General features: G+C 68.3%; 15 protein-coding genes. 7 read left to right on the top strand and 8 right to left on the bottom strand.

Translation table 11 applies throughout. The annotated features are described in order from the left end of the window. Window positions 1-234: 234 nt before the first annotated feature. A complete protein-coding gene (locus AC5P7I_RS00075) occupies window positions 235-1,161 on the top strand; it encodes an alpha/beta hydrolase (protein ID WP_425604939.1) in 927 nt (308 codons plus the stop codon). A gap of 49 nt (window positions 1,162-1,210) precedes the next feature. Here the strand turns inward: AC5P7I_RS00075 and AC5P7I_RS00070 are convergent, their stop codons facing one another. The 4 genes from AC5P7I_RS00070 to AC5P7I_RS00055 all read right to left on the bottom strand — a co-directional run bounded on the left by AC5P7I_RS00070 (window position 1,211) and on the right by AC5P7I_RS00055 (window position 7,400). Next, window positions 1,211-2,632, bottom strand: a complete 1,422-nt coding sequence (locus AC5P7I_RS00070) for a basic amino acid/polyamine antiporter (protein WP_262088027.1) — start codon at window positions 2,630-2,632, stop codon at window positions 1,211-1,213. Between the two features lie 167 nt (window positions 2,633-2,799). Next, window positions 2,800-5,595, bottom strand: a complete 2,796-nt coding sequence (locus AC5P7I_RS00065; RefSeq protein WP_014647941.1) for a TonB-dependent receptor — start codon at window positions 5,593-5,595, stop codon at window positions 2,800-2,802. A 197-nt stretch (window positions 5,596-5,792) separates the two neighbouring features. Then, entirely contained in the window at window positions 5,793-6,443 is a 651-nt protein-coding gene (locus tag AC5P7I_RS00060; RefSeq protein ID WP_049406597.1) for an energy transducer TonB, read from the bottom strand. Between the two features lie 219 nt (window positions 6,444-6,662). Continuing rightward, entirely contained in the window at window positions 6,663-7,400 is a 738-nt protein-coding gene (locus AC5P7I_RS00055; protein WP_049406598.1) for an SIMPL domain-containing protein, read from the bottom strand. A 129-nt stretch (window positions 7,401-7,529) separates the two neighbouring features. Between AC5P7I_RS00055 and AC5P7I_RS00050 the strand changes: the two genes are divergently transcribed. From AC5P7I_RS00050 to tldD, 4 genes are read left to right on the top strand one after another with little or no spacing between them, the layout of a single operon-like run. Then, on the top strand, window positions 7,530-8,138 hold the full coding sequence (locus tag AC5P7I_RS00050) for a Maf family nucleotide pyrophosphatase (protein ID WP_262088026.1): 609 nt from the start codon (window positions 7,530-7,532) through the stop codon (window positions 8,136-8,138). Further along, window positions 8,131-9,618, top strand: a complete 1,488-nt coding sequence (gene rng / locus AC5P7I_RS00045; protein ID WP_005418079.1) for a ribonuclease G — start codon at window positions 8,131-8,133, stop codon at window positions 9,616-9,618. The genes AC5P7I_RS00050 and rng overlap by 8 nt, the downstream gene beginning before the upstream one ends. A gap of 30 nt (window positions 9,619-9,648) precedes the next feature. After that, window positions 9,649-13,506, top strand: coding sequence for a YhdP family protein (locus tag AC5P7I_RS00040; RefSeq protein ID WP_495222133.1), 3,858 nt, complete (start codon window positions 9,649-9,651; stop codon window positions 13,504-13,506). Between the two features lie 58 nt (window positions 13,507-13,564). Beyond that, the gene (gene tldD / locus AC5P7I_RS00035; RefSeq protein WP_014647936.1) at window positions 13,565-15,010 is read left to right on the top strand and encodes a metalloprotease TldD; all 1,446 of its coding nucleotides are present in this window, start codon (window positions 13,565-13,567) and stop codon (window positions 15,008-15,010) included. 41 nt (window positions 15,011-15,051) lie between these two features. Here tldD and yjgA read toward each other — a convergent pair whose 3' ends face one another. Next, on the bottom strand, window positions 15,052-15,639 hold the full coding sequence (yjgA, locus tag AC5P7I_RS00030; protein WP_014647935.1) for a ribosome biogenesis factor YjgA: 588 nt from the start codon (window positions 15,637-15,639) through the stop codon (window positions 15,052-15,054). 68 nt (window positions 15,640-15,707) lie between these two features. On the opposite strand from yjgA, the gene pmbA reads away from it, so the two are divergent. Together pmbA and AC5P7I_RS00020 are read left to right on the top strand one after the other, a co-directional pair. Then, a complete protein-coding gene (gene pmbA / locus AC5P7I_RS00025; protein ID WP_014647934.1) occupies window positions 15,708-17,075 on the top strand; it encodes a metalloprotease PmbA in 1,368 nt (455 codons plus the stop codon). A gap of 87 nt (window positions 17,076-17,162) precedes the next feature. Next, window positions 17,163-17,534 carry a DUF4870 domain-containing protein gene (locus AC5P7I_RS00020; RefSeq protein WP_014647933.1) on the top strand — a complete coding sequence of 124 codons (372 nt, stop codon included), beginning with the start codon at window positions 17,163-17,165 and terminating at the stop codon, window positions 17,532-17,534. Window positions 17,535-17,610: 76 nt separating this feature from the next. On the opposite strand, the gene AC5P7I_RS00015 is transcribed toward AC5P7I_RS00020, so the two are convergent. The 3 genes from AC5P7I_RS00015 to tilS are packed head-to-tail and all read right to left on the bottom strand — an operon-like array spanning window position 17,611 to window position 20,062. After that, window positions 17,611-18,489, bottom strand: a complete 879-nt coding sequence (locus tag AC5P7I_RS00015; protein ID WP_032961955.1) for a polyprenyl synthetase family protein — start codon at window positions 18,487-18,489, stop codon at window positions 17,611-17,613. Beyond that, a complete protein-coding gene (locus AC5P7I_RS00010) occupies window positions 18,479-18,739 on the bottom strand; it encodes an exodeoxyribonuclease VII small subunit (protein WP_014647931.1) in 261 nt (86 codons plus the stop codon). Before AC5P7I_RS00010 ends, AC5P7I_RS00015 begins: the two co-directional genes overlap by 11 nt. A gap of 36 nt (window positions 18,740-18,775) precedes the next feature. After that, window positions 18,776-20,062 carry a tRNA lysidine(34) synthetase TilS gene (gene tilS / locus AC5P7I_RS00005; RefSeq protein WP_262088025.1) on the bottom strand — a complete coding sequence of 429 codons (1,287 nt, stop codon included), beginning with the start codon at window positions 20,060-20,062 and terminating at the stop codon, window positions 18,776-18,778. Window positions 20,063-20,361 lie beyond the last annotated feature (299 nt).

Raw genomic sequence — 20,361 nt, 5'->3', positions numbered from 1 at the left:
TCGTGCAAAATCAACGGCGTAAGCCTGTTTTTGCCCAAGGAATCAAGTCACGGCAAAGCCCATTCGTGCCGTCTGTTAATCAGGGGGTCGTTGGTTCGAGTCCAACTTCGGGCGCCACCTTGAGAAACCTGCATCGCAAGATGCAGGTTTTTTTTTTGTCGCTACACTCTGCTGCTGCAACCATGGATGCCGATCATGCGCGTGCTGCTGTCCTCGAGCTTCCTGCTGCTGGCGATGGTGCCGTTCGCCACAACGAAGGCCGCGCCTTCCACCTGGCATCCGCCACAGGGCACCACCGAGCTTCCGTTGTGGCCGCAGGGCACGGTGAGCGCGCCGCCGAAGTTGAAGGGGCCCGAGCAGGTCAGCGAAGTGATCTCCGAAGCCAGTGGCGAACACTGGATGATGCTGCAGAACGTCGCTGCGCCGACCCTCACCGTGTTTCCACCGAAGGGACCGGCCACCGGCACCGCAGTGATGGTGGTGCCTGGCGGAGGCTATCGGGTGCTGGCGATGGACCTGGAAGGCAGCGAGATCTGCGGCTGGCTGACCGCACAGGGCATCACCTGTGCATTGCTGAAGTACCGGGTGCCAGCCTCTGGCCCGAACTGGGACCCCGAGTGCAACTGCCGCGACATTCCGAAAGTGCCGATGGCCCTGCAGGATGCACAGCGTGCAATGGGCCTGCTGCGCGCACAGGCCGAGCGCTGGTCCATCAATCCGAAGCGGATCGGGGCGATCGGCTTTTCCGCCGGTGGTCACGTGGTGGCGGGACTGAGCACGCACGCGCTGCGCAGCTACGCGCCGGTCGATGCTGCGGATGAGCAACCCAGCCGTCCCGATTTCGCGATGGTGATGTATTCCGGGCACCTGTGGGCAGGGCACGGGAAGGGATTGTCGCTGGTCAGGGACATCACCGTGGATGACAAGGTGCCGCCGACGTTCATCGCGCAGGCCACCGACGATCGCACCGATGACGTGCGCGAATCGCTGGCCTATTACCGTGCCCTGGCGGACGCGGGCGCGCCGGTGGAAATGCATCTGTTCGCACGCGGCGGCCACGCATTCGGGCTGCGCATGAAGGATGCACCGGTCGCGGCGTGGCCGCAGCTGGCCGAGCGCTGGATGCAGGATATCGGCATGCTGGCGGATCGCCAGTTGTAGAGCCGAGCCATGCTCGGCTGCCTGTGTGAAGCCGAGCGCGGGCTCGGCTCTACAGTGCCAGCTCACCTCTGCAGAAGGCCACCAGCGTGGCGATCGCCACTGCCAGGATCGCGCCGAACAGTACCCACTCCCAGCGCGTGAATACCCGCTCGCCGCGCTGGCGCCGGGTCAAAGCGAACAACACCACGCCGGGCACGTACAGCAGTACCGACAGCAGCAGGTTGTCCAGGCCGCCGGCATACACCAGCCACAGCGCATAGGCGCTGGCCAGCAGTGCGACCCCGAAATCGCGCCAGCGCACGCCTGGTTCGCCGGTGTAGGCCTGCCCGCGCCAGGCCAGCTGCACGCCGAACGCGGTGGACAGGAAGTAGGGCACCAGGCTCATCGACGCAGCGAGCAGCACCAGCCCGGTGTAGCTGCCCGAACTGACCAGCACCATCAGCAGGAACAACTGGATCAGGCCATTGCTCAACCACAGTGCATTGGCCGGCACGCCACGCGCGTTCTCGCGGCCGAGGAAGGCCGGCATGGTGCCATCACCGGCGGCGGCATACAGCACTTCGGCGCACAGCAGCACCCAGGCCAGCAATGCGCCGAGCACGGAGACGATCGAACCGATGATGATCACCGTCGCGCCCCATTCGCCGGCGATGGCGCGCAGCACGTAGGCCATCGACGGGTTGGGCAGCCCGGCAAGCTCGGCCTGCGACAGCACGCCCATCGACAGCAGGCTGACCAGTACCAGCAGCAGCCAGACCCCGAGGAAACCGATCACCGTGGCACGGCCGACGTCGGCACGGCGCGCGGCACGCCGCGAATAGATGCTGGCCCCTTCGATGCCGATGAACACCCACACGGTCACCAGCATCATGCCGCGCAACTGCTGGCCGAGGTCGCCGAGTGCGGGCGTACCGAGGAAATCGGCGCGGAACACGTCCATGCGGAACGCGCCCGCCGCCAGGATCAGGAACAACGCGATGGGCAGCAGCTTGGCCACCGTCACCAGGCCGTTGACGATGGCGGCCGTGCGCAGGCCGCGCAGCACCAGCAGGTGCACGGTCCACAGCAGCAGTGATGAAGCGGCTACGGCGGCGGGTGTATTGCCTTCACCGAAGACCGGCACGAAGTGGCCGAGGCCACTGAAGATCAGCACGAAGAAGCTGGCGTTGCCGAGCACCGACGCCACCCAGTAGCCCCACGCCGCGGAGAAGCCGATGTAGTTGCCGAAGCCTTCGCGCGCATAGGCGTAGATGCCGGTATCCAGGTCGGGGCGACGATTGGCCAGGGCCTGGAACACGAAGGCCAGCATCAGCATGCCGGCGCCACTGACCGCCCAGCCGATCAAGGCGGCGGCCGGGCCGGCGCTGCGCGCGACGTTCTGCGGCAGTGAAAAGATGCCGGCGCCGACCATCGAGCCGACTACCAGTGCAGTCAACGCGGGCAGGCCCAGCCGTTGCGATGTCGCGGCCATGGAGATCCCCTGCGGCGCGGATGCCGCGAGCATACGGTAGCCATGTCCTCGTGAACATGTCCGCAAGAGCCAGCGGGCAAGCGCCAGCCTGCAGGAACCGGCCCGCGTGAAAACGACGAAGGCCCGGGCAACGGCCCGGGCCTTCGAAGGTGACGCTGCAACCGGTCTTACTTGAACGTGTACTTGAAGCCGACGGTGTAGTAACGGCCCAGCGCACCGGAGAAGTGCATCGGGTTGTAGTTCACCGCGCCGTAGGTGGTCGGATCGAGCGGGGCGATGCGGTCGAACACGTTGGCCACCGAGGCGTTGAGTTCGAACGAGTCGTTGATGCTCCAGCGACCGGACAGGTCCATCGTGGTGAACGAAGAGATCTTCTTCACCGGCGTACCGTCAGCGTAGAAGGCCAGGTAGCTGCCACCACGGCTGTCGATGTTGTCCATCTTGCTGATGTAGTTGACGATGCCGCTGACGCTCCACGGGCCCTGCTTCCAGGTGGTGCCGAAGTTGACCTTGTCCTTCGGCGTACCGATGCAGTTGGTGACGTCGCAGTTGCCGTGGGTACCCACGTAATCAACCGTGTCGCCGCCTTCGGTGCGCTCGAACTTCAGGATGTGGCTCCACTGCAGGTCCAGCTCCAGCTGGCCCGGGCCGATCTCGAAGGTCTGGCGGATATCGGTATCGATACCGCGCACGCGCGACGAGCTGGCATTCACGTAGCCGGTGTTGACCGCCAGGATGGTGCCGCTGTTGGCCACGCCATTGAGATTGTTGCTGTCGCGCAGCACGTTGCCGGCCAGGATCGCCGCCGCCGTGCTGCCCTGCACGATCTCGTTGGTACGCTTGATCTGCCAGGCATCGACGGTCATCGAGGTGGTCGAAGTCGGCTGCAGCACGATGCCGACCGAGTAGCTCTTGGACTCTTCCGGCTTCAGCAGCTTGTTCGGCTTGGTGATGATCGCCACCGAATTGGCGCCACATTCGCTGGCAGCGCCGCCGCTGATCTGGCAACGCACCGGGTCGACCGCAGTGGAGAAGGCGGCCAGGCCACCGTCACCGTTCTCGGCCGGGTTCGGCGCGCGGAAACCTTCGGCGTAGCTGGCGCGCAGGGCGATCCAGTCGGCCGGGGTCCACTTCACGCCCAGCTTCGGCGTAGCCTTGCCTTCGCCGCTTTCGTACTTGTCGTAACGCAGGGCGCCGGACAGTTCCAGCTGTTCCAGCACCGGTGCCGACAGTTCGACGTAGCCGGCGTAGACGTTCTGGGTGCCGTCATAGGCCGAGTAGCCCAGGCCGATGATGTCGCCCTGGTCGGTGTAGGTCTGCGGGGTCAGGCTGTTGCTGGTCTTGCGCCACTCGGTACCGATCGCCAGGCCCAGCGGACCACCCTTCAGGTCCATCAGGCTGCGCGAGACGGTGAAGTCGAACATGTCCAGGCTGGACTTGGCGCGGGCGCTGATCGTGGGCGAGATGTAGTCGTACAGCGCCTGCGAGTTCTTGCCGGCATCATCACCGATACGCCACACGCCACCGGCGCAGTTGGCATTGCCCAGTGCACACTGGACGGCGCTGTAGCGCAGGAAGCCGGTGCGCTTGTTGGTCAGGTCGGTGCCCGAGTGCAGGTAGGCGGTGTCGTAGCTCCAGTCGCCCCAGTTGCCCTTGATGCCGACCAGGAAGCGGTTGAACTCATTGGTGTTGTCGGTCACGCGCGGGCCGACATCCCAGGCCGAGTAACGCACGCGGCGCGCCGTGCCCGGGGTCGGGTTGTCGGGATGGTTCGGGCCCAGCACGGTGGCACCGGGGCCACTGTTGGCATTGACCGGGCCGCCCGGATAGCCCCAGCCGCCCGACACGCCGGACGGGGTGTTGCTGAAGATGGTTTCCTTCTTCGAGTAGCCGATCTCGGTGTAGATCTCGCCGCCTTCACCGAAGGCGAAGCTGGCGCGACCGAACACGTTGACGTACTTCTCTTCCGGAATCAGGTCGCGGTACTGCTGCGCCGGATCCCACAGGCAGCCATCGGCGGCGATGCTGGCCGGGGTCTGCCCACCGATGGTGGTCAGGCCGGCGCAACCCGGCAGCGGCACCAGATGGCCGGTGGCGTCGAGGTAGGAGCCGTTCGGGCCGGAACCGCCGGAGGTGCCACCACGGGTGTAGGCACCGCCGAGGAACTGGGCGGTCTTGTCATAGCCCCACGGGCGGGTGTCACCGGTACCGATCCACTTGCGGTTCTTGCGGTCGCTGATCTTGATCGCGTCGGTCTTGCCAACGTCCAGGCTGAAGAAGGCGTTCCAGCCATCGGTGGCCAGGTCGCCGGTACCGGCGGTCAGGGTTGCCTTCCGGGCGTCGCCATCGCTGTCACCGGACAGGCCGTAGGAGCCACGCAGGATGGCGCCCTGGAAGTCGCTGCGCAGGATGATGTTGACCACGCCGGCGATGGCATCGGAGCCATAGATCGCCGAAGCGCCGTCCTTCAGGACTTCCACGCGCTCGACGGCATCGAGCGGAATGGTGCTGAGGTCGGTGAAGACCTTCTGTCCGTCATCGGCCAGGCCATAGGTGGCCATGCGGCGGCCGTTCAACAGTACCAGCGTCGAGCCGGCGCCCAGGCCGCGCAGCGAGATGCCGGCGCCACCGCCGGCGAAACCGTTGCCGAAGGTCTTGGGAATCGAGCCGGCGCCATCGGCGGTGATGGTCTGCAGGTACTCGGCCAGCGAGGTCTTGCCGGTGCGGTCGATTTCCTGGCGGGTCACCACCTGCACCGGCGACGGTGTCTCGGTGTTGGTGCGCGGGATGTTGGAGCCGGTGACCGTGATGCGGTCGAGGTTGGTGGCCTTTTCCTGCGCGAAGGCGGAGGAGGAAGCGACGGCGCCGGCCAGCAGCAGGGCGCCGCCGGTGAGGATGTGGGTGATGGACGATGCCAGGGTGCTGCGGCGGCGGCTGGCGGGCCGTTGGATCGGGTGTTTCACAGCTTCTCTCCTAACTGGAAAACCGTAGCGTTGAGGGCTGTCGCCGGATCGATACCGGGACGCGCCAATCTAGGTTTCCTGCAGGTGACGAAGTCGTGAAATTTTGCTTAATCGGTAACGCTTGGTCCCTGGCCTGTCCGCATTTCCCGGGCAGCGGCAGGGACCGGCCCGGCGCGAGGCCGGGCCGGTGGTGGGGCTCAGTCGGGCAGCGAGAACTGTACCGGTACCAGGCCGATGGCCGGAACTGCCACGCCGTCACGCTGGGCAGGCTCGAAGCGCCAGTGCCGGAGCACCTGCTGGCGGGCGGCCTGGTCCAGGTTGCGCGAGCCGCTGCTGCGCTCGACGCTGACCGCGACCGGTTGGCCATGGCTGTCCACTTCCACCCGCAACAGCACCGTGCCCTGTTCGTGGTTGCGCAGGGACTGGATGGGGTAGGTCGGCGGCGGGGCGCTGCGGTACTGCAGCTGGGCGCCGGCCAGAGGGGTGGACGTGTCGATGCTGGGCGCCAGCTGCGGCGGAGCCGGTTCGGCGGCCGGCAGCGCGATGCCCTGGGTCTCCTCCACGGTCGCGGTGGGCGCCGGCAGTGGCGGTACCACCGGCTGCGTTCGCGGTTTCGGCACCACCTGGACGATCTCCTTGGGCGTGACCGGAACCGGCGGCGTTGGCGGTGGCGGGATCTTCTCGATCAGCCGGACCGGCGTCTTTTCACGCGGGACCTGCACGGCCTGGTAGGTCGCAGGGATGAGCAGCAACAGGAAGGCCAGCAGGTGCAGGGCGATCGCCGCGCTCCAGGCGGCCACCCGGGCGGGGTCGAAATGCAGGGATGCAACGGGGTACGTACGAACCATGATCCACCTCCATGCCAGTGACGAAGTCCTCAACGCACCAGGGCCCGTGGCGGGGTTGCCGCGCGCGGCTGGCAGTCCATCAGTAGCGCGGCACGACGGCTACTGCCTAGAGGCAGGGGCATGATCGTTGGGCTGGCCTTCAGCCAGTGTCGGCGGAGGGCACGAAAAAGGCGGGCCCCCTGCGGGACCCGCCTGTGTCGTCGACCGCGGCGGACGCGATCAGCGGCCCAGTTCGAACACCACGTCCAGGTTGACCGAGACGGTCGATTCGCCCGGTGCGACCGGGGTGGCCTTGTCCATCGCCGCACCGGCCGCCATGGTGCGCATCATCTGCATCGGGCGGAAACCGCCGCTGCTGTTCTCGGAGATGCTGACGATGCGGCGCACCTGCAGGCCCAGCGACTTGGCATAGGTCTGGGCGCGGGCCTGGGCCTTCTTCAGCGCGGCCAGGCGGGCTTCGTCATAGACCGGTTCGGGCTGGTCGATCTCAAACTGCGGACCGTTGATCTGGTTGGCGCCCTGAGCGGCCAGCGCATCGAGCACCTTGCCGAGCTTGGCGATGTCACGGACCTTCAGGCTGACCGTGTTGCTGGCCTGGTAGCCGGTGATCTTCGGCGCCTCGTTGTCGGCATAGCGGTACTGCGGGTTGAGGCTGACGCCGCTGGTCTGCACGTCGCGCTCGGCGATGCCGGCGGCCTTGATCGCGGCCAACACCTTGTCCATCTGCTGGGCGTTCTGGCGCATGGCGCTGTTGCCGTCGGCGGCCTGGGTGACCACGCCGGCCGACAGGGTGGCGACGTCCGGCACGCGGGTGGCCTCGGCGTTGGCCGAAATGTTCAGCAGGGTGCCTTCGGCCGCGGCGGCGATCGACGGCGACGACGGGGCGGCATGGGCGGTCATCGAGGTTCCAAGGGCGAGGGACAGGGCGAGCAGCAGCGGGGTGGCGGTCAGGCGCATGGGATCTCCTTGTTGTGCGGTGAGGGTGGTGTCGTAGCGATGAACGCGCTGTGAGCCTGTAAGGGGTTGTAGGCGTTCCGTAACGGGTTGCCGACGATTCAGGTGACGGGCTCAGGTTATGCTGTGCCGATGCTCTATCTTGCTTCCCGCTCCCCCCGACGCAACCAGTTGCTGGCCCGACTCGGACGCCCCTTCCAGGCCCTGGACCTGGAGGTCCTCGAGCAGCGCGCCGCGACCGAGAGTGCCGAACAGTATGTGTGCCGGGTCGCCGCCGACAAGGCGCGCGCCGGCCTGGCCCGGGTGCTGGCCGAAGACCCGCAGGCGCGGGTGCTCGGCTCGGACACCGAGGTGGTGCTGGACGGTGAAGTGTTCGGCAAGCCGGCCGACGCCGCCGGCGCGCGCGCGATGCTGGCGCGCCTGGCCGGGCGCACCCACCAGGTGATGACTGCGGTGGTGGTGGTCGGCGCCGACGGGCTGGACAGCGAACTGGTCATTTCCGAAGTGACCTTCGCCCCGATCGCCGCCGCCGACATCGCCGCCTATGTCGCCACCGGCGAGCCGTTGGACAAGGCCGGGGCCTACGCCATCCAGGGCGGGGCCGAGCGCTGGATCGAACATCTTTCCGGCAGCTACTCCGGCGTCATGGGGCTGCCATTGCTGCATACCGATCGTCTGCTGGCGCGCTGTGGCGTGCCGGCCCCCACTGCCGATGCCGCCAGGGAGGCTGCCGATGTCTGAGGAAATCCTGGTCAATGTGACCCCCCGCGAAACCCGGGTCGCGGTGATCGAGAACGGCATGCTGCAGGAACTGCACATCGAGCGCGGCTGGCGCCGGGGTGTGGTCGGCAACATCTACAAGGGCAAGGTGCAGCGGGTCATGCCCGGCATGCAGGCCGCGTTCGTCGAGGTCGGCCTGGAGCGCGCCGCGTTCCTGCACGCCAACGACGTGGTGCGCCCGGCCCCGGTGGCCAGTGCCGACACCGAGAACACGACCCTGCCGCCGCCGGCCAGCGTGCCGATCGTCGAGCTGCTGCGTGACGGCCAGGACATCGTGGTGCAGGTGGTGAAGGACCCGATCGGCACCAAGGGTGCACGCCTGACCACGCAGATCAGCATTCCCTCGCGCTACATGGTGCTGCTGCCGCAGTCCAAGGTGGTGGGGGTGTCCGCGCGCATCGAGGATGAAACCGAGCGCGCCCGCCTGAAGGCGCTGGTGACCGAGTTGTCGGCGCAGCACGGCGGCTACGGCTACATCGTGCGCACCAACGCCGAAGGGCAGCCGGCCGAGGCCATCGCCGAGGACATCGCCTACCTGTCGCGCGTGTGGAACGTGGTCGAGCGCCGCGGCCGCGAAGCGCCGTCGTGCAGCATCATCTATGAAGACCTGAGCCTGCCGCTGCGGTCGGTGCGCGACCTGATCCGCAAGGACGTGGACAAGGTGAAGGTGGACTCGAAGGAGACCTTCGGCCAACTGCAGGCCTTCGTTGCCAAGTACATGCCGGTGCTGGCCGAGAAGCTGGAGCTGTACTCCGGTGACCGCCCGATCTTCGACATGTTCGGCGTGGAGGACGAGATCGGCCGCGCGCTGGACAAGCAGGTGCCGCTGAAATCCGGTGGCTACCTGGTGATCGACCAGACCGAGGCGATGACCACCATCGACGTCAACACCGGCTCGTTCCTCGGCCAGCGCAACCTGGAAGAAACGGTGTTCCGCACCAACCTGGAAGCGGCGCAGGCGGTGGCGCGGCAGCTGCGGCTGCGCAACCTGGGCGGCATCATCATCATCGACTTCATCGACATGGATGATGCGGAGCATCGTCGCCAGGTGCTGCGCACGCTGGAAAAGGCGCTGGCCCGCGACCATGCCAAGACCACGGTCTATGATTTCTCGCCGCTGGGCCTGGTGGAGATGACCCGCAAGCGTACGGTGGAAAGCCTGGAGCGCCAGCTGTCGGAGACCTGCCCGCAGTGCAGCGGCCGCGGCAGCATCAAGACCACCGAGACGGTGACCTATGAGATCTTCCGCGAGATCACCCGTGCCGTGCGCCAGTTCGATGCTGCGCGCCTGCTGGTGATCGCCTCGACCAAGGTGGTCGCGCGAATTACCGATGAGGAATCCTCGGCGGTGGCCGAGCTGGAAGAGTTCCTCGGCAAGAGCATCCGCTTCCAGGCGGACGAGCAGTACCTGCAGGAGCAATTCGATGTCGTTCTGCTCTGATCCTCGCCGGCTGCAGGCCGGCGGTGGCCGATGAGCGCGCCGCCGCGCCTGCGACTGCGAAGGATCCGCCGTCATTTCATTGCCGCCTGTGCGGTGGGCCTGGTCGGGCTTGCACTGCTGGTGGGCACGCTCAGCCAGCTGCTGCCGCTGGCCGAGCGTCATCCTGACAGGATTGCCGCCTGGCTGAGCGAGCGTGCCGGCCAGCCGGTGCGTTTCGACCAGCTGCAGACCGCCTGGACCCGTCGTGGCCCGCTGCTGCAGCTGAAAGGCCTGCGCATCGGCGCCGGGCAGGGCCTGGCGATCGGCGAGGCCGAGGTGCTGGTATCGATGTACAGCGGGCTGCTGCCCGGGCGCTCGCTGACCGAGCTGCGCCTGCGTGGCCTGGCGCTGGATCTGCAGCAGGGCGAGGACGGACGCTGGACGGTGCGCGGGCTGCCGCAATCGGACAACGGCGGCGATCCGCTGGATGCGCTGCGCCGGCTGGGTGAGCTGCAGGTGATCGGGGGGCGCCTGGGCGTGCACGCGCCGACGTTGGGCATCGACACCACGCTGCCGCGCATCGACCTGCGCATGCGGGTCAATGGCGATCGCCTGCGCGTGGGCGTACGCGCCTGGGCGCAGCCCGAAGCGCTGCCGCTGACCGCGGTGCTGGACGTGGACCGTGCGCGCGGCAACGGCGAGGCCTGGCTGGGCGCCGACCCGGTCGATTTCCACGCCTGGGCGCCCTTGCTGGCGGCTGGCGGCGTGCGCCTGCGCGAGGGCAAGGGCGAGTTGAACCTGTGGTTGACCCTGCGCGATTTCGCGCCGGTGGCGCTGACCACGGATTCGGACCTGCGCGACGTGCGTATCGATGGCGCACCGATACCCGGCATGGCGGCGCCGCAGCTGCAGCTGCAGCGACTGCAGGCTCGCCTGCGCTGGCAGCGCCAGGCCGAGGGCTGGGCGCTGCAGGTACCGCAACTGCGGCTGAAGAATGAAGACGGCGAGCAGCGCCTCGATGGCCTGCAGCTGCAGGTCGGCAAACAGCTGCAGGTCCGTTCCGGTGAAGTGCAGGCCGGCATCGCACTGCGTGCGCTGGCCCTGAGTGATCGCCTTGAGCCGGGCCTGCGTCGCTGGCTGTTCCTGTCCAGGCCGCAGCTGGACGTGCGCGCGTTGCAGCTGTCGGGCGAACGCGATGGCCCCCTGTGGGCGCAGGGTGAACTGCAGTCGCTGGGTTTCGCCAGCGTGGGCAACTCGCCCGGCCTGCGCGGCCTGGGCGGGCGCTTTGAAGGCGACGCCGACGGCTTCAGCCTGCAGCTGCAACCGCAACGGCAGCTGCAGTTCGATTGGCCGACCGGCTTCGGCGTGCGCCATGACCTGCACCTGGCCGGACAGATCGTGGGCTGGCGCGACGAGGGCGGTGGTTGGCGGATCGGGACGCCGGCGATGCGTGTGGAAGGCACCGACTACGCGGCCGACGTGCGCGGCGGGGTCTGGTTCCAGGGCGACGGCACGCGGCCGTGGCTGCAGCTGGCCGCGAAGCTGGACGACGTGCCGATGACGGCGGCCAAGCGCTTCTGGATCCACTCCAAGATGAGCAAGGGCGCCACCGACTGGCTGGACATGGCGCTGGCTGGCGGCCAGGTGCGCAATGGCGTCGGCCTGGTCACCGGTGACCTGGACGACTGGCCGTTCGACAACAATGATGGCCGCTTCGAGGCCACCGGCCACATCACCAATGGCGACATCCGCTTCCAGCACGACTGGCCGCTGATGAGCCAGGTCGACGCCGACATCGCCTTCATCGGCCCTGGCTTCGACATGCGTGGACGGGGTGATCTTGCCGGCGTGGCGGTACAGAAATTCGAAGCGGGCATTCCGGACTTCGGGCACCAGCCGTTGTACGTACGTGCCGACGCGCCGAGCGAGGCCGGCAAGCTGCTGGCGATGCTGCGCCAGAGCCCGTTGCACAAGGATTACGGCGATACGCTGGACAATCTGGTCGCCAGTGGTCCGGCCCATGTGACCTTCGATCTGCTGCAGCCGCTGCATCAGGACGAGGGCGAGGGCCACCTGCAGGGCACGGTCGATCTGGCCGGCGTGAAGCTGGTCGACAAGCGCTTCCAGCTGACCTTTGACAACATGCACGGGCAGGCGCGCTACAGCAATGGCGGTTTCGGCGCCGAGGACCTGGCGGTGCGCCACCTCGGCCAGGAAGGACGGCTGAGCCTGCGTGCCGGAGGTTACGTGCATGACAGCACGCGCGCCTTCGAGTCGCAGCTGACCGCCCGCCTCGATGCCAGCGTGCTGATCGACCGTGCTCCGGAGATGGCCTGGCTCAAGCCTTACATCAACGGCAATTCGGCCTGGACCATCGGCGTCAACCTGCCCAAGGTGGCGCCCGGCGCGCCTGCGCCGCCGAGCGAGCTGCGGCTGAGTTCGGACCTGGTCGGCACCCGGCTCGACCTGCCGGCGCCGCTGGACAAGCCGGCCGCCGAGCCGCTGGCGACCACGGTGGCCGCGCAGCTGCCGATGGGCGCCGGCCGCATCGATGTGGCGTCCGGCCAGCGCCTGGCCCTGGCCGCGCGCAGCCACAACAACCAGACCGGTGTGCAGGTCACGCTGGGCAGCGACCATGTCGACCGCGAGCCGCCGGCGAGCGGACTGACGGTCAATGGCCGCAGCCCGACCCTGGATGCGCTGGAGTGGATCAGCCTGGCGCGCGGTGGGAGTGACGACGACGCGATGCCGCTGCGCGCGGTCGACGTGCAGGTCGGCCAGCTCAAGCTGATCGGCGGAGTCTTCGAGCAGACCCGGCTGCAGCTGCACCCGGGCCCGCAGGCACTGGACGTGCGCCTGGACGGGCCGTCGCTGGCCGGCCGCCTGACCGTACCCAACGCCGACGGCGGCACCATCAGCGGCCAGCTTGACCGGGTGCACTGGCAGTCACTGCCGGCGGCACCGGGTGCGGCCGCCGCGCCGGCGCGGGTACAGGCCGGTGCCAATGACATGGACCCGGCCAAGCTGCCGCCGTTCGCGCTGGACATCGCCGACCTGAAGTTCGACAAGGTGGTGCTGGGCCAGGCGGTGCTGCGCACGCGCCCACTGGCCAACGGCCTGAACGTGGACGCGTTGCGCTTCCGCGCGCCGGACCAGGAAATCGACATCACCGGCCGCTGGCTCGGCCGTACGGGCGGCGCCCGTACCGAACTGACCGCGCAGGTGCGCAGCGAGGACCTGGGCGGGCTGATGCAGAACCTTGATTACGGCGGCCAGCTGCGCGGCGGTTCCGGCCAGGCGCAGCTGCAGGCGGCCTGGAGCGGGGGGCCGTCGGACTTCCAGCTGGGCAACCTGCAGGGCAGCCTCGACCTGCATGCGCGCAATGGCCAGCTGCTGGAGCTGGAGCCGGGCGCCGGCCGCGTGCTGGGCCTGCTCAGCGTCGCGCAGCTGCCGCGGCGGCTGATGTTCGATTTCCGCGACTTCTTCTCCAAGGGCTTCGCGTTCAACCAGATCGAGGGCAGCATGCAGTTCGGTCAGGGCATGGCGCGCACCGACAAGGTGCTGATCGAAGGCCCGGCGGCCAACATCACCATCCGTGGCCAGGCCGACCTGCGCAACCAGCAGTTCGACCAGACCATCGACGTCAACCCGCGCGCGGGCAACCTGCTGACCGTGGTCGGTGCGGTGGCCGGCGGCCCGGTGGGGGCGGCGCTGGGCGCGGCCACCAATGCGGTATTGTCCAAGCCGCTGGGCGAGATTGGCGCCCGTACCTACAAGGTGACCGGTCCATGGAAGGAGCCGAAGGTGGAAGTGATCGAGCGCAGCCGCGACAAGACCCCATCACCGCCCGTGCCGGCACCTGCACCGGCCATTCCGCCGACCGTCACCGACCTGCCGCGCTCGCGCTGAGCACGGCTTCCTGTTCACGGGGCTTGCCTGAGCGCCCCCGCACCCCCAGATCGAAACCATGACTGATATCGCCCTGACGCTTGCCCAAGACCGCCTGCTGCGCCCCGGCGGCCTGGATACCGCCGGCCTGGAGCGCACCTTCGGGCAACTGCTCGGCCCTGGTGTCGACTTCGGCGACCTTTATTTCCAGCACGCCCGCCGCGAGAGCTGGAGCGTGGAAGACGGCATCGTCAAGGACGGCGCCCATTCCATCGAGCAGGGCGTGGGCGTGCGGGCGATTTCCGGCGAGAAGACCGGCTTCGCCTACTCCGATGACATCCATGCCGATGCGCTGCTGGCGGCGGCGCAGTCGGCGCGCGCGATCTCGCGCGAGGGCGGTGCGCAGACCGGACGTTCGCTGCTGCGCGGCAATGCGCGCGCGCTGTACCCGGCGCTGGACCCGATCGACGGCATCGGCAACGAGGCCAAGGTCGAGGTGCTCAAGCGCCTGGATGGCTACCTGCGTGCCGCCGACCCGCGCGTGAAGCAGGTGATGGTGAGCCTGTCCGGCGGCGTCGATACGGTGCTGATCGCCCGCAGCGACGGCGTGCTGGCGGCCGACGTGCGCCCGCTGGTACGCCTGAACGTGCAGGTCATCGTCGAACACAACGGCCGTCGCGAGTCCGGCTACGCCGGTGGCGGTGGCCGTTATGGCTACGAAGCGCTGTTCGCCAGCGGCCGCCCCGAAGCCCTGGCCCAGGAAGCGCTGCGCCAGGCGCTGGTGAACCTGGACGCGGTGCCGGCGCCGGCCGGCATGATGCCGGTGGTGCTCGGCCCGGGTTGGCCGGGCGTGTTGCTGCACGAAGCGGTCGGCCACGGCCTGGAAGGCGACTTCAACCGCAAGGGCACCAGCGTCTACGCCGGCCGCATCGGCGAGCGCGTCGCCGCACCGGGGGTGACCATCGTCGACGACGGCACCCTCGACGGTCGCCGCGGTTCGTTGAACATCGACGACGAAGGCCACCCGAGCCAGTGCACCCCGCTGATCGAGGACGGCATCCTGGTCGGCTACATGCAGGACAGCCTCAACGCGCGGCTGATGGGCATGGCCCCGACCGGCAACGGGCGCCGCGAATCGTTCGCGCACCTGACCATGCCACGCATGACCAACACCTACATGCGCGCCGGCGAGCACGACCCGCAGGAGATGATCCGTTCGGTGAAGAAGGGCCTGTACGCGGTCAACTTCGGCGGTGGCCAGGTCGACATCACCAGCGGCAAGTACGTGTTCTCGGCCACCGAGGCCTACCTGATCGAGGATGGCCGCATCACCACCCCGGTGAAGGGCGCGACCCTGATCGGCAACGGCCCGGAGACCATGCAGAAGGTGCGCATGGTCGGCAACGATCTGGCCCTGGACGAGGGCGTGGGCATCTGCGGCAAGGACGGGCAGAGTGTGCCCGTGGGTGTCGGCCAGCCCTCGCTGTTGATCGAGGGCATCACCGTCGGCGGTACGCAGGCCTGAGCGTGGCGATGGCCGCGGCCACCGCCCGGGCCGGCGCGGACTCAGTCCTCGTCGGCCTCGTCGACCGGATCGCCGGCGTGTTCGTCGCCCGCCGTCTTCAAGCCCAGCGCCGCCGGCAGCATCAGCGTACGCAGCACCTGGAAGATCTCGCGGTAGGCGCGTGGCGGCTTGTTCTTCGCCTTTTCGGCCTGCGCGTTGCGTACCAGGGTGCGCAGCTGCTGGCGGTCGGCCTGCGGGTAGTCGTCAAGCAGGGCGGCCAGCGCCTTGTCACCGTCGGCCAACAGGCGGTCGCGCCAGTCTTCCACGCGGTGCATCATCGCCACTTCGCGGCGGCCAGTCTCGCTGTTGGCGTCCAGCGCATCGCGGATCGCGTCCAGCGTTGCCTCGTCCTCGCGGCGCATGTGCTTGGCCAGGAACGCCAGCTGGCGCTTGTGGGCGATGTGGGCGGTGATGCGCTTGCACTCGGCGATATGCGGCAGCAGGTCTTCCGGGATCGGCAGGCGCGCCAGCTGGGCCGGGGTCAACGACACCAGCTTCTCGCCCAGGGCCAGGACGTCGAGCGCGTCGCGCCGGTTCTGGCTGCGGCTCTTGTCGTGGAATTCACCGGTTTCTTCGTCGCGTCCGCGCATCGTCCCTACCTGATCTCAAAAAAAGTCGCCCGGCGTGATGCCGGGCCCAACCTGTACAGGATAAAGCATTGAACGTGATCGCCCCTGAAGTGGCCGTCGGCGACGACAGCCCGGCCCGGCTGGAACGGCTGGCCGACCTCTCCCAGCAGCTGCTCGACCGCGCCCGCGCGCTGGGCGCCAGCCAGGCCGAGGTCAGTTGCAGCGAGGACCGCGGACTGGAGGTCAATGTCCGCCTCGGCGAGGTCGAGACCGTGCAGTCCACGCGTGACCGCGGCATCGCCGTGACCGTCTATTTCGGCCAGCGCAAGGGCAGTGCCAGCACCGGTGACCTGAACGAGGCCAGCCTGGCCGCTACGGTCGAGCAGGCCTGCGCGATTGCCCGGCATACCGAGGATGACCCGGCTGCCGGCCTGGCCGAGGCCGCACTGATGGCCACCGACTTCCCTGAGCTGGACGGTTGGCACCCGTGGGCGTTGCAGGCCGATGAGGCGGTGGACCTGGCCCTGGCCTGCGAGGCGGCCGGTCGCGAGGCCGACGCGCAGATCCGCAATTCCGACGGCGCATCGGTGTCGAGCATGCAGAGCCTGTCGGTGTATGCCAATTCGCATGGTTTCTTTGGTCGTGAGCGCGGCACCCACCATTCGGTCGGCTGCGCGCTGATCGCCGGGCAGGGCGATGGCATGCAGCGCGATGGCTGGTACACCAGCGCGCTTGCCCGGGAGGACCTGGAAGACGTGGGCCTGGTCGGCCGTCGTGCCGCCGAGCGCACCGTGGCCCGCCTGCAGCCGCGTTCACTGGCTACTGGCAGCATGCCGGTGCTGTTCGCCCCGGAAGTGGCGCGCAGCCTGGTCGGCCACCTGCTGTCGGCGGTGTCCGGCGGCGCCTTGTACCGCCAGGCCAGCTTCCTGCTGGACAGCGTCGGCCAACGCCTGTTCCCGGAATGGATGCAGATCGACGAGCTGCCGCACCTGCGCCGTGGCCTGCGCTCGGCCGCCTTCGACGGCGACGGCGTGGCCACCCGTAGTTCGGCGCTGGTCCGAGACGGCGTACTGCAGCGCTACGTGCTGGGCAGCTATTCGGCGCGCAAGCTGGGCCTGCAGACCACCGCCAATGCTGGCGGCGTGCACAACCTGCAGCTGGCGGCCAATGCCGGCCCGCTGGAAGAGATCGCCCGGCAGATGGGTGACGGCCTGCTGGTGACCGAGCTGATGGGGCAGGGCGTGAACGGGGTGACCGGCGATTACTCACGAGGCGCGGGCGGCTTCCGTGTCGAGAACGGCGAGATCCAGTACCCGGTGGACGGCGTCACCATCGCCGGCAACCTGCGCGAGATGTTCAGCAGCATCGAGGCGGTCGGCAGCGACGTCGACCCGCGCTCGCACATCCGGACCGGTTCGATCCTGCTGGGGCGGATGACCGTCGCCGGTAATGATTGATGGCATTGATGACGTAAGCTATGCGCGCCTGACGCAACCAGCTTGGTGCTGGTGGGTCAAGACCACCCAATGAAAAGGAGTTTTGTCGTGAGCGAATTCGATAACGTCCCGCCGCCGCCGGCAACCACCGATGCCCCGGCCGACCAGCGCACCATGGCGCTGGCTGCGCACCTGCTGGGCATCTTCACCTGGTTCATCGGCGCCCTGATCATCTGGCTGATCAACAAGGATGACGCCAGCAAGGCCTTCGTGACCGACCAGGCCAAGGAAGCGCTGAACTTCCAGATCACCGTGACCATCGCCATGGTCATCAGCATCATCCTGATGGTGGTGATCATCGGCGGCATCCTGGCGCCGATCGTGGGCATCATCAACCTGGTGTTCTGCATCATTGCCGCAGTCAAGGCCAACAACGGCGAAGCCTATCGCTACCCGTTCACCCTGCGCCTGATCAAGTAATACCGGCCGCATGCGCAAACAGGAACGCCCGGCATTGCCGGGCGTTCCTGTTTGAGGGCAGCGTCACCGGCGGCGATCAGTGATCGCGTTCGACCGCCAGCGTTGCCAGCGCGCGCAGCGCATCGGCCTCTTCGCCATGGCCGGCCAACGTGGCCTGCATGCGTGCGGCCAGTTCGCGCAGCTGCGCCTTCGCGCCGTCCATGCCGAGCAGCGCGGGGAAGGTGCTCTTGTCCTGCGCCTGGTCCTTGCCGGCGGTCTTGCCCAGCTGTTCGGAACTGGCTTCGACATCGAGGATGTCATCGCGGACCTGGAAGGCCAGGCCGAGTGCATCGGCGAAACTGTCGAGCTGGGCCAGCTGCGGCTCGTGGGCCTGGCCGCACAGCGCCCCCATGCGCACCGCTGCACGGATCAGCGCGCCGGTCTTCAGCGCATGCATGCGGGTCAGTGCCGCCAGGGTCTGCTGCTGGCCGGTGGCATCGATGTCCAGCGCCTGGCCACCGCACATGCCGGAGGCGCCGGACGCGTGAGCGAGGGTCTGCAGGCAGGCCACGCGCAGCGTGGCCGGCAGCGGCGCATCGGCCAGCAGGCCGAAGGCACGCGTCTGCAGGGCGTCGCCGGCCAGGATCGCGGTGGCTTCGTCGAAGGCGATGTGGGTGGTCGGCTTGCCGCGGCGCAGGGCGTCGTCGTCCATCGCCGGCAGGTCGTCATGCACCAGCGAATAGGCGTGGATCAGCTCGACAGCCATCGCCGCCGCGTCCAGCTGTTCCGGCTGCGCGCCGAACAGGTGGCCACTGGCATACACCAGCAGCGGGCGCATGCGTTTGCCACCGCCCAGCACCGAATAGCGCATGGCCTGGTGCAGGCGCTGCGGTGCTTCGGCAGGCGAGGGCAGGGCGGCATCGAGCTGGCTTTCGATACGGTCGCGCCAGCGCGCGAACAGGGCTTCAGCCGTCATGGTTGGGCGGATCGAAAGGCTCGGCCGTTTCCGGCTGGGCCGGATCGCTGAGCAGGCGCACGCGCAATTCGGCCTGCTCCAGCGCCTGCTGGCACTGACGGTACAGACCGACGCCGCGTTCGTAAGCACTGAGCGACGCTTCCAGGCTCAGCTCGCCGGTTTCCATCTGCTCCACCAGCTGCTCCAGCGATTCGAGCGACTGCTCGAACTGGGCGACCGGGGAGGCGTTTTCGGGGGACTTCTTGGCCATGCGGCAAGTGTGGACGGGCTGCGCGCGGGGGTCAATTCACCAGCCGCCGGGACGCCACTGCAGCTGCGCGTCGTGGGCCTGCAACCAGGCCTGCAGGGGAGCTGCGATGACCACGTCGGCGGCGGCAAGCAGCTGCGCTCCATCGAAGACCAGCGGCAGCTGGGCGCGTCGCCAGGGGGCAAGGTGTTCGCGTTGCAGGCAGTCCTTCAGCGCATGCGAATGCTGGCGACCGGGCAGCAGGATGCGTTCGCCGCCCACACGCGCACGGACCTGGAGCGGCCGTTCGAAGGCCTCGGCGCCGTGCAGGTGCAGCTGACCGCCATCGGGCAGCGCCAATGGCGCGCGTCCATCCCATCCGGCCTGCCAATCATGGGGAAGCGCCGGCAGTTGCGCGGGCAGGAGATAGGCATGATCGCGCCATTGCTGGATGGCATGATCGTGCCAGCGCACCCGCGCCTGGCGATCGTTGCTGGCTGGCAGCAGCTCGTCCAGCGCCTGCTGCAGCACCGTGGCCGGCAGTGGGGCGGCCCCATGGCCGATCACCCAGGCACGCAGCACGCGCGCGGCGCGGCCCGGTGACACCTGGCGCAGCAGCTGCAGCGACAGCACACGCGGTGCCACCTCCAGATGCACGATCAGCTCGGCGTCCTCCTCGTCCAGCAGTTCGCGGGTCTGCCGGCAATGCAGGGCGCTGCCCGCCAATGCCGCGGCGGCGTGCGGCCAGCGCTGGCGCAGCAACGGCAGCACCTGCAGGCGCAGGAAATTGCGATCGGCGTGGTCGTCGGCGTTGCTGGGGTCTTCAACCCAGCGCAGCGCGTGCTGGTGCGCATAATCGAGCAGCGCACGGCGCGGCACCGCCAGCAGCGGTCGCCACACACGGTGTTCGCCTACGCGGCTGTCTGCGGACATCGCGGCAAGACCATCGACGCCGGAGCCACGCAGGGCACGCAGCAGGAAGGTCTCGGCCTGGTCGTCCAGGTGCTGCGCCAGCGCCAGTGTTTCGCCGTCGCGCAGTTCGGTGGCGAACGCGGCGCGTCGCGCCTGCCGTGCTGCGCCTTCCAGGCCCAGGCCCGATGTGGGGTCGATCTGCACGCGATGCACGGCCAGTTCGATGCCCAGCGCTGCGCATTGCTGCTGGCAATGCAGCACCCAGTCGTCCGCATCGGGGTGCAGGCCATGGTGCACGTGCACCGCGCGCAGCGCCGTGCCGGAGGCCTTGGCGCAGCGGCACAGCCAGTGTAGCAGCACGGTCGAGTCGACACCGCCGCTGTAGCCCACCAGCAGTGGCGCATCCAGCGGAACGAGGGCAGGGAAGGCAGTCACGGCGGCAAGTATAGGGTTGCTCGGCAGGGCTGCGCCCTGCACCCGCTACGATCCAGAGCAACGGCAACGGCAACGGCAACGGCAACAGCAACGGCAACAGCAACGGCAACAGCAACAGCAGAAGCTGGTTTCCTGAGGGGAGGCGGGGTGGGTCCGGTTGCGGGAGACGCCGTAAACCCCCAGGCCGGCCCAGCCGCTGGCGGCTGTGCGTTCGGGCGCTTGCGAAGCAGTGCTTCGCAAGCAAAGCGCCCTCACCCATGGGGGCTTGGCCGCGGCATCCATGCCGCGGACACTCCCGC

This window comes from Stenotrophomonas sp. YJH_SMC_138 (genome assembly GCF_059369855.1).
The sequence above is the reverse complement of the archived record's forward strand: the minus strand, read 5'-3'. Positions and strand labels throughout refer to the sequence as shown.

What these genes read in the sequence shown, in the direction of transcription:
- AC5P7I_RS00075 (WP_425604939.1), top strand. Translation starts at nt 235, where the DNA reads ATGGTGCCGTTCGCCACAACGAAGGCCGCGCCTTCCACCTGGCATCCG.
- AC5P7I_RS00060 (WP_049406597.1), bottom strand. Translation starts at nt 6,443, where the DNA reads ATGGTTCGTACGTACCCCGTTGCATCCCTGCATTTCGACCCCGCCCGG.
- AC5P7I_RS00010 (WP_014647931.1), bottom strand. Translation starts at nt 18,739, where the DNA reads ATGGCCAAGAAGTCCCCCGAAAACGCCTCCCCGGTCGCCCAGTTCGAG.
- AC5P7I_RS00055 (WP_049406598.1), bottom strand. Translation starts at nt 7,400, where the DNA reads ATGCGCCTGACCGCCACCCCGCTGCTGCTCGCCCTGTCCCTCGCCCTT.
- AC5P7I_RS00050 (WP_262088026.1), top strand. Translation starts at nt 7,530, where the DNA reads ATGCTCTATCTTGCTTCCCGCTCCCCCCGACGCAACCAGTTGCTGGCC.
- AC5P7I_RS00015 (WP_032961955.1), bottom strand. Translation starts at nt 18,489, where the DNA reads ATGACGGCTGAAGCCCTGTTCGCGCGCTGGCGCGACCGTATCGAAAGC.
- tldD (WP_014647936.1), top strand. Translation starts at nt 13,565, where the DNA reads ATGACTGATATCGCCCTGACGCTTGCCCAAGACCGCCTGCTGCGCCCC.
- AC5P7I_RS00070 (WP_262088027.1), bottom strand. Translation starts at nt 2,632, where the DNA reads ATGGCCGCGACATCGCAACGGCTGGGCCTGCCCGCGTTGACTGCACTG.
- yjgA (WP_014647935.1), bottom strand. Translation starts at nt 15,639, where the DNA reads ATGCGCGGACGCGACGAAGAAACCGGTGAATTCCACGACAAGAGCCGC.
- AC5P7I_RS00040 (WP_495222133.1), top strand. Translation starts at nt 9,649, where the DNA reads ATGAGCGCGCCGCCGCGCCTGCGACTGCGAAGGATCCGCCGTCATTTC.
- rng (WP_005418079.1), top strand. Translation starts at nt 8,131, where the DNA reads ATGTCTGAGGAAATCCTGGTCAATGTGACCCCCCGCGAAACCCGGGTC.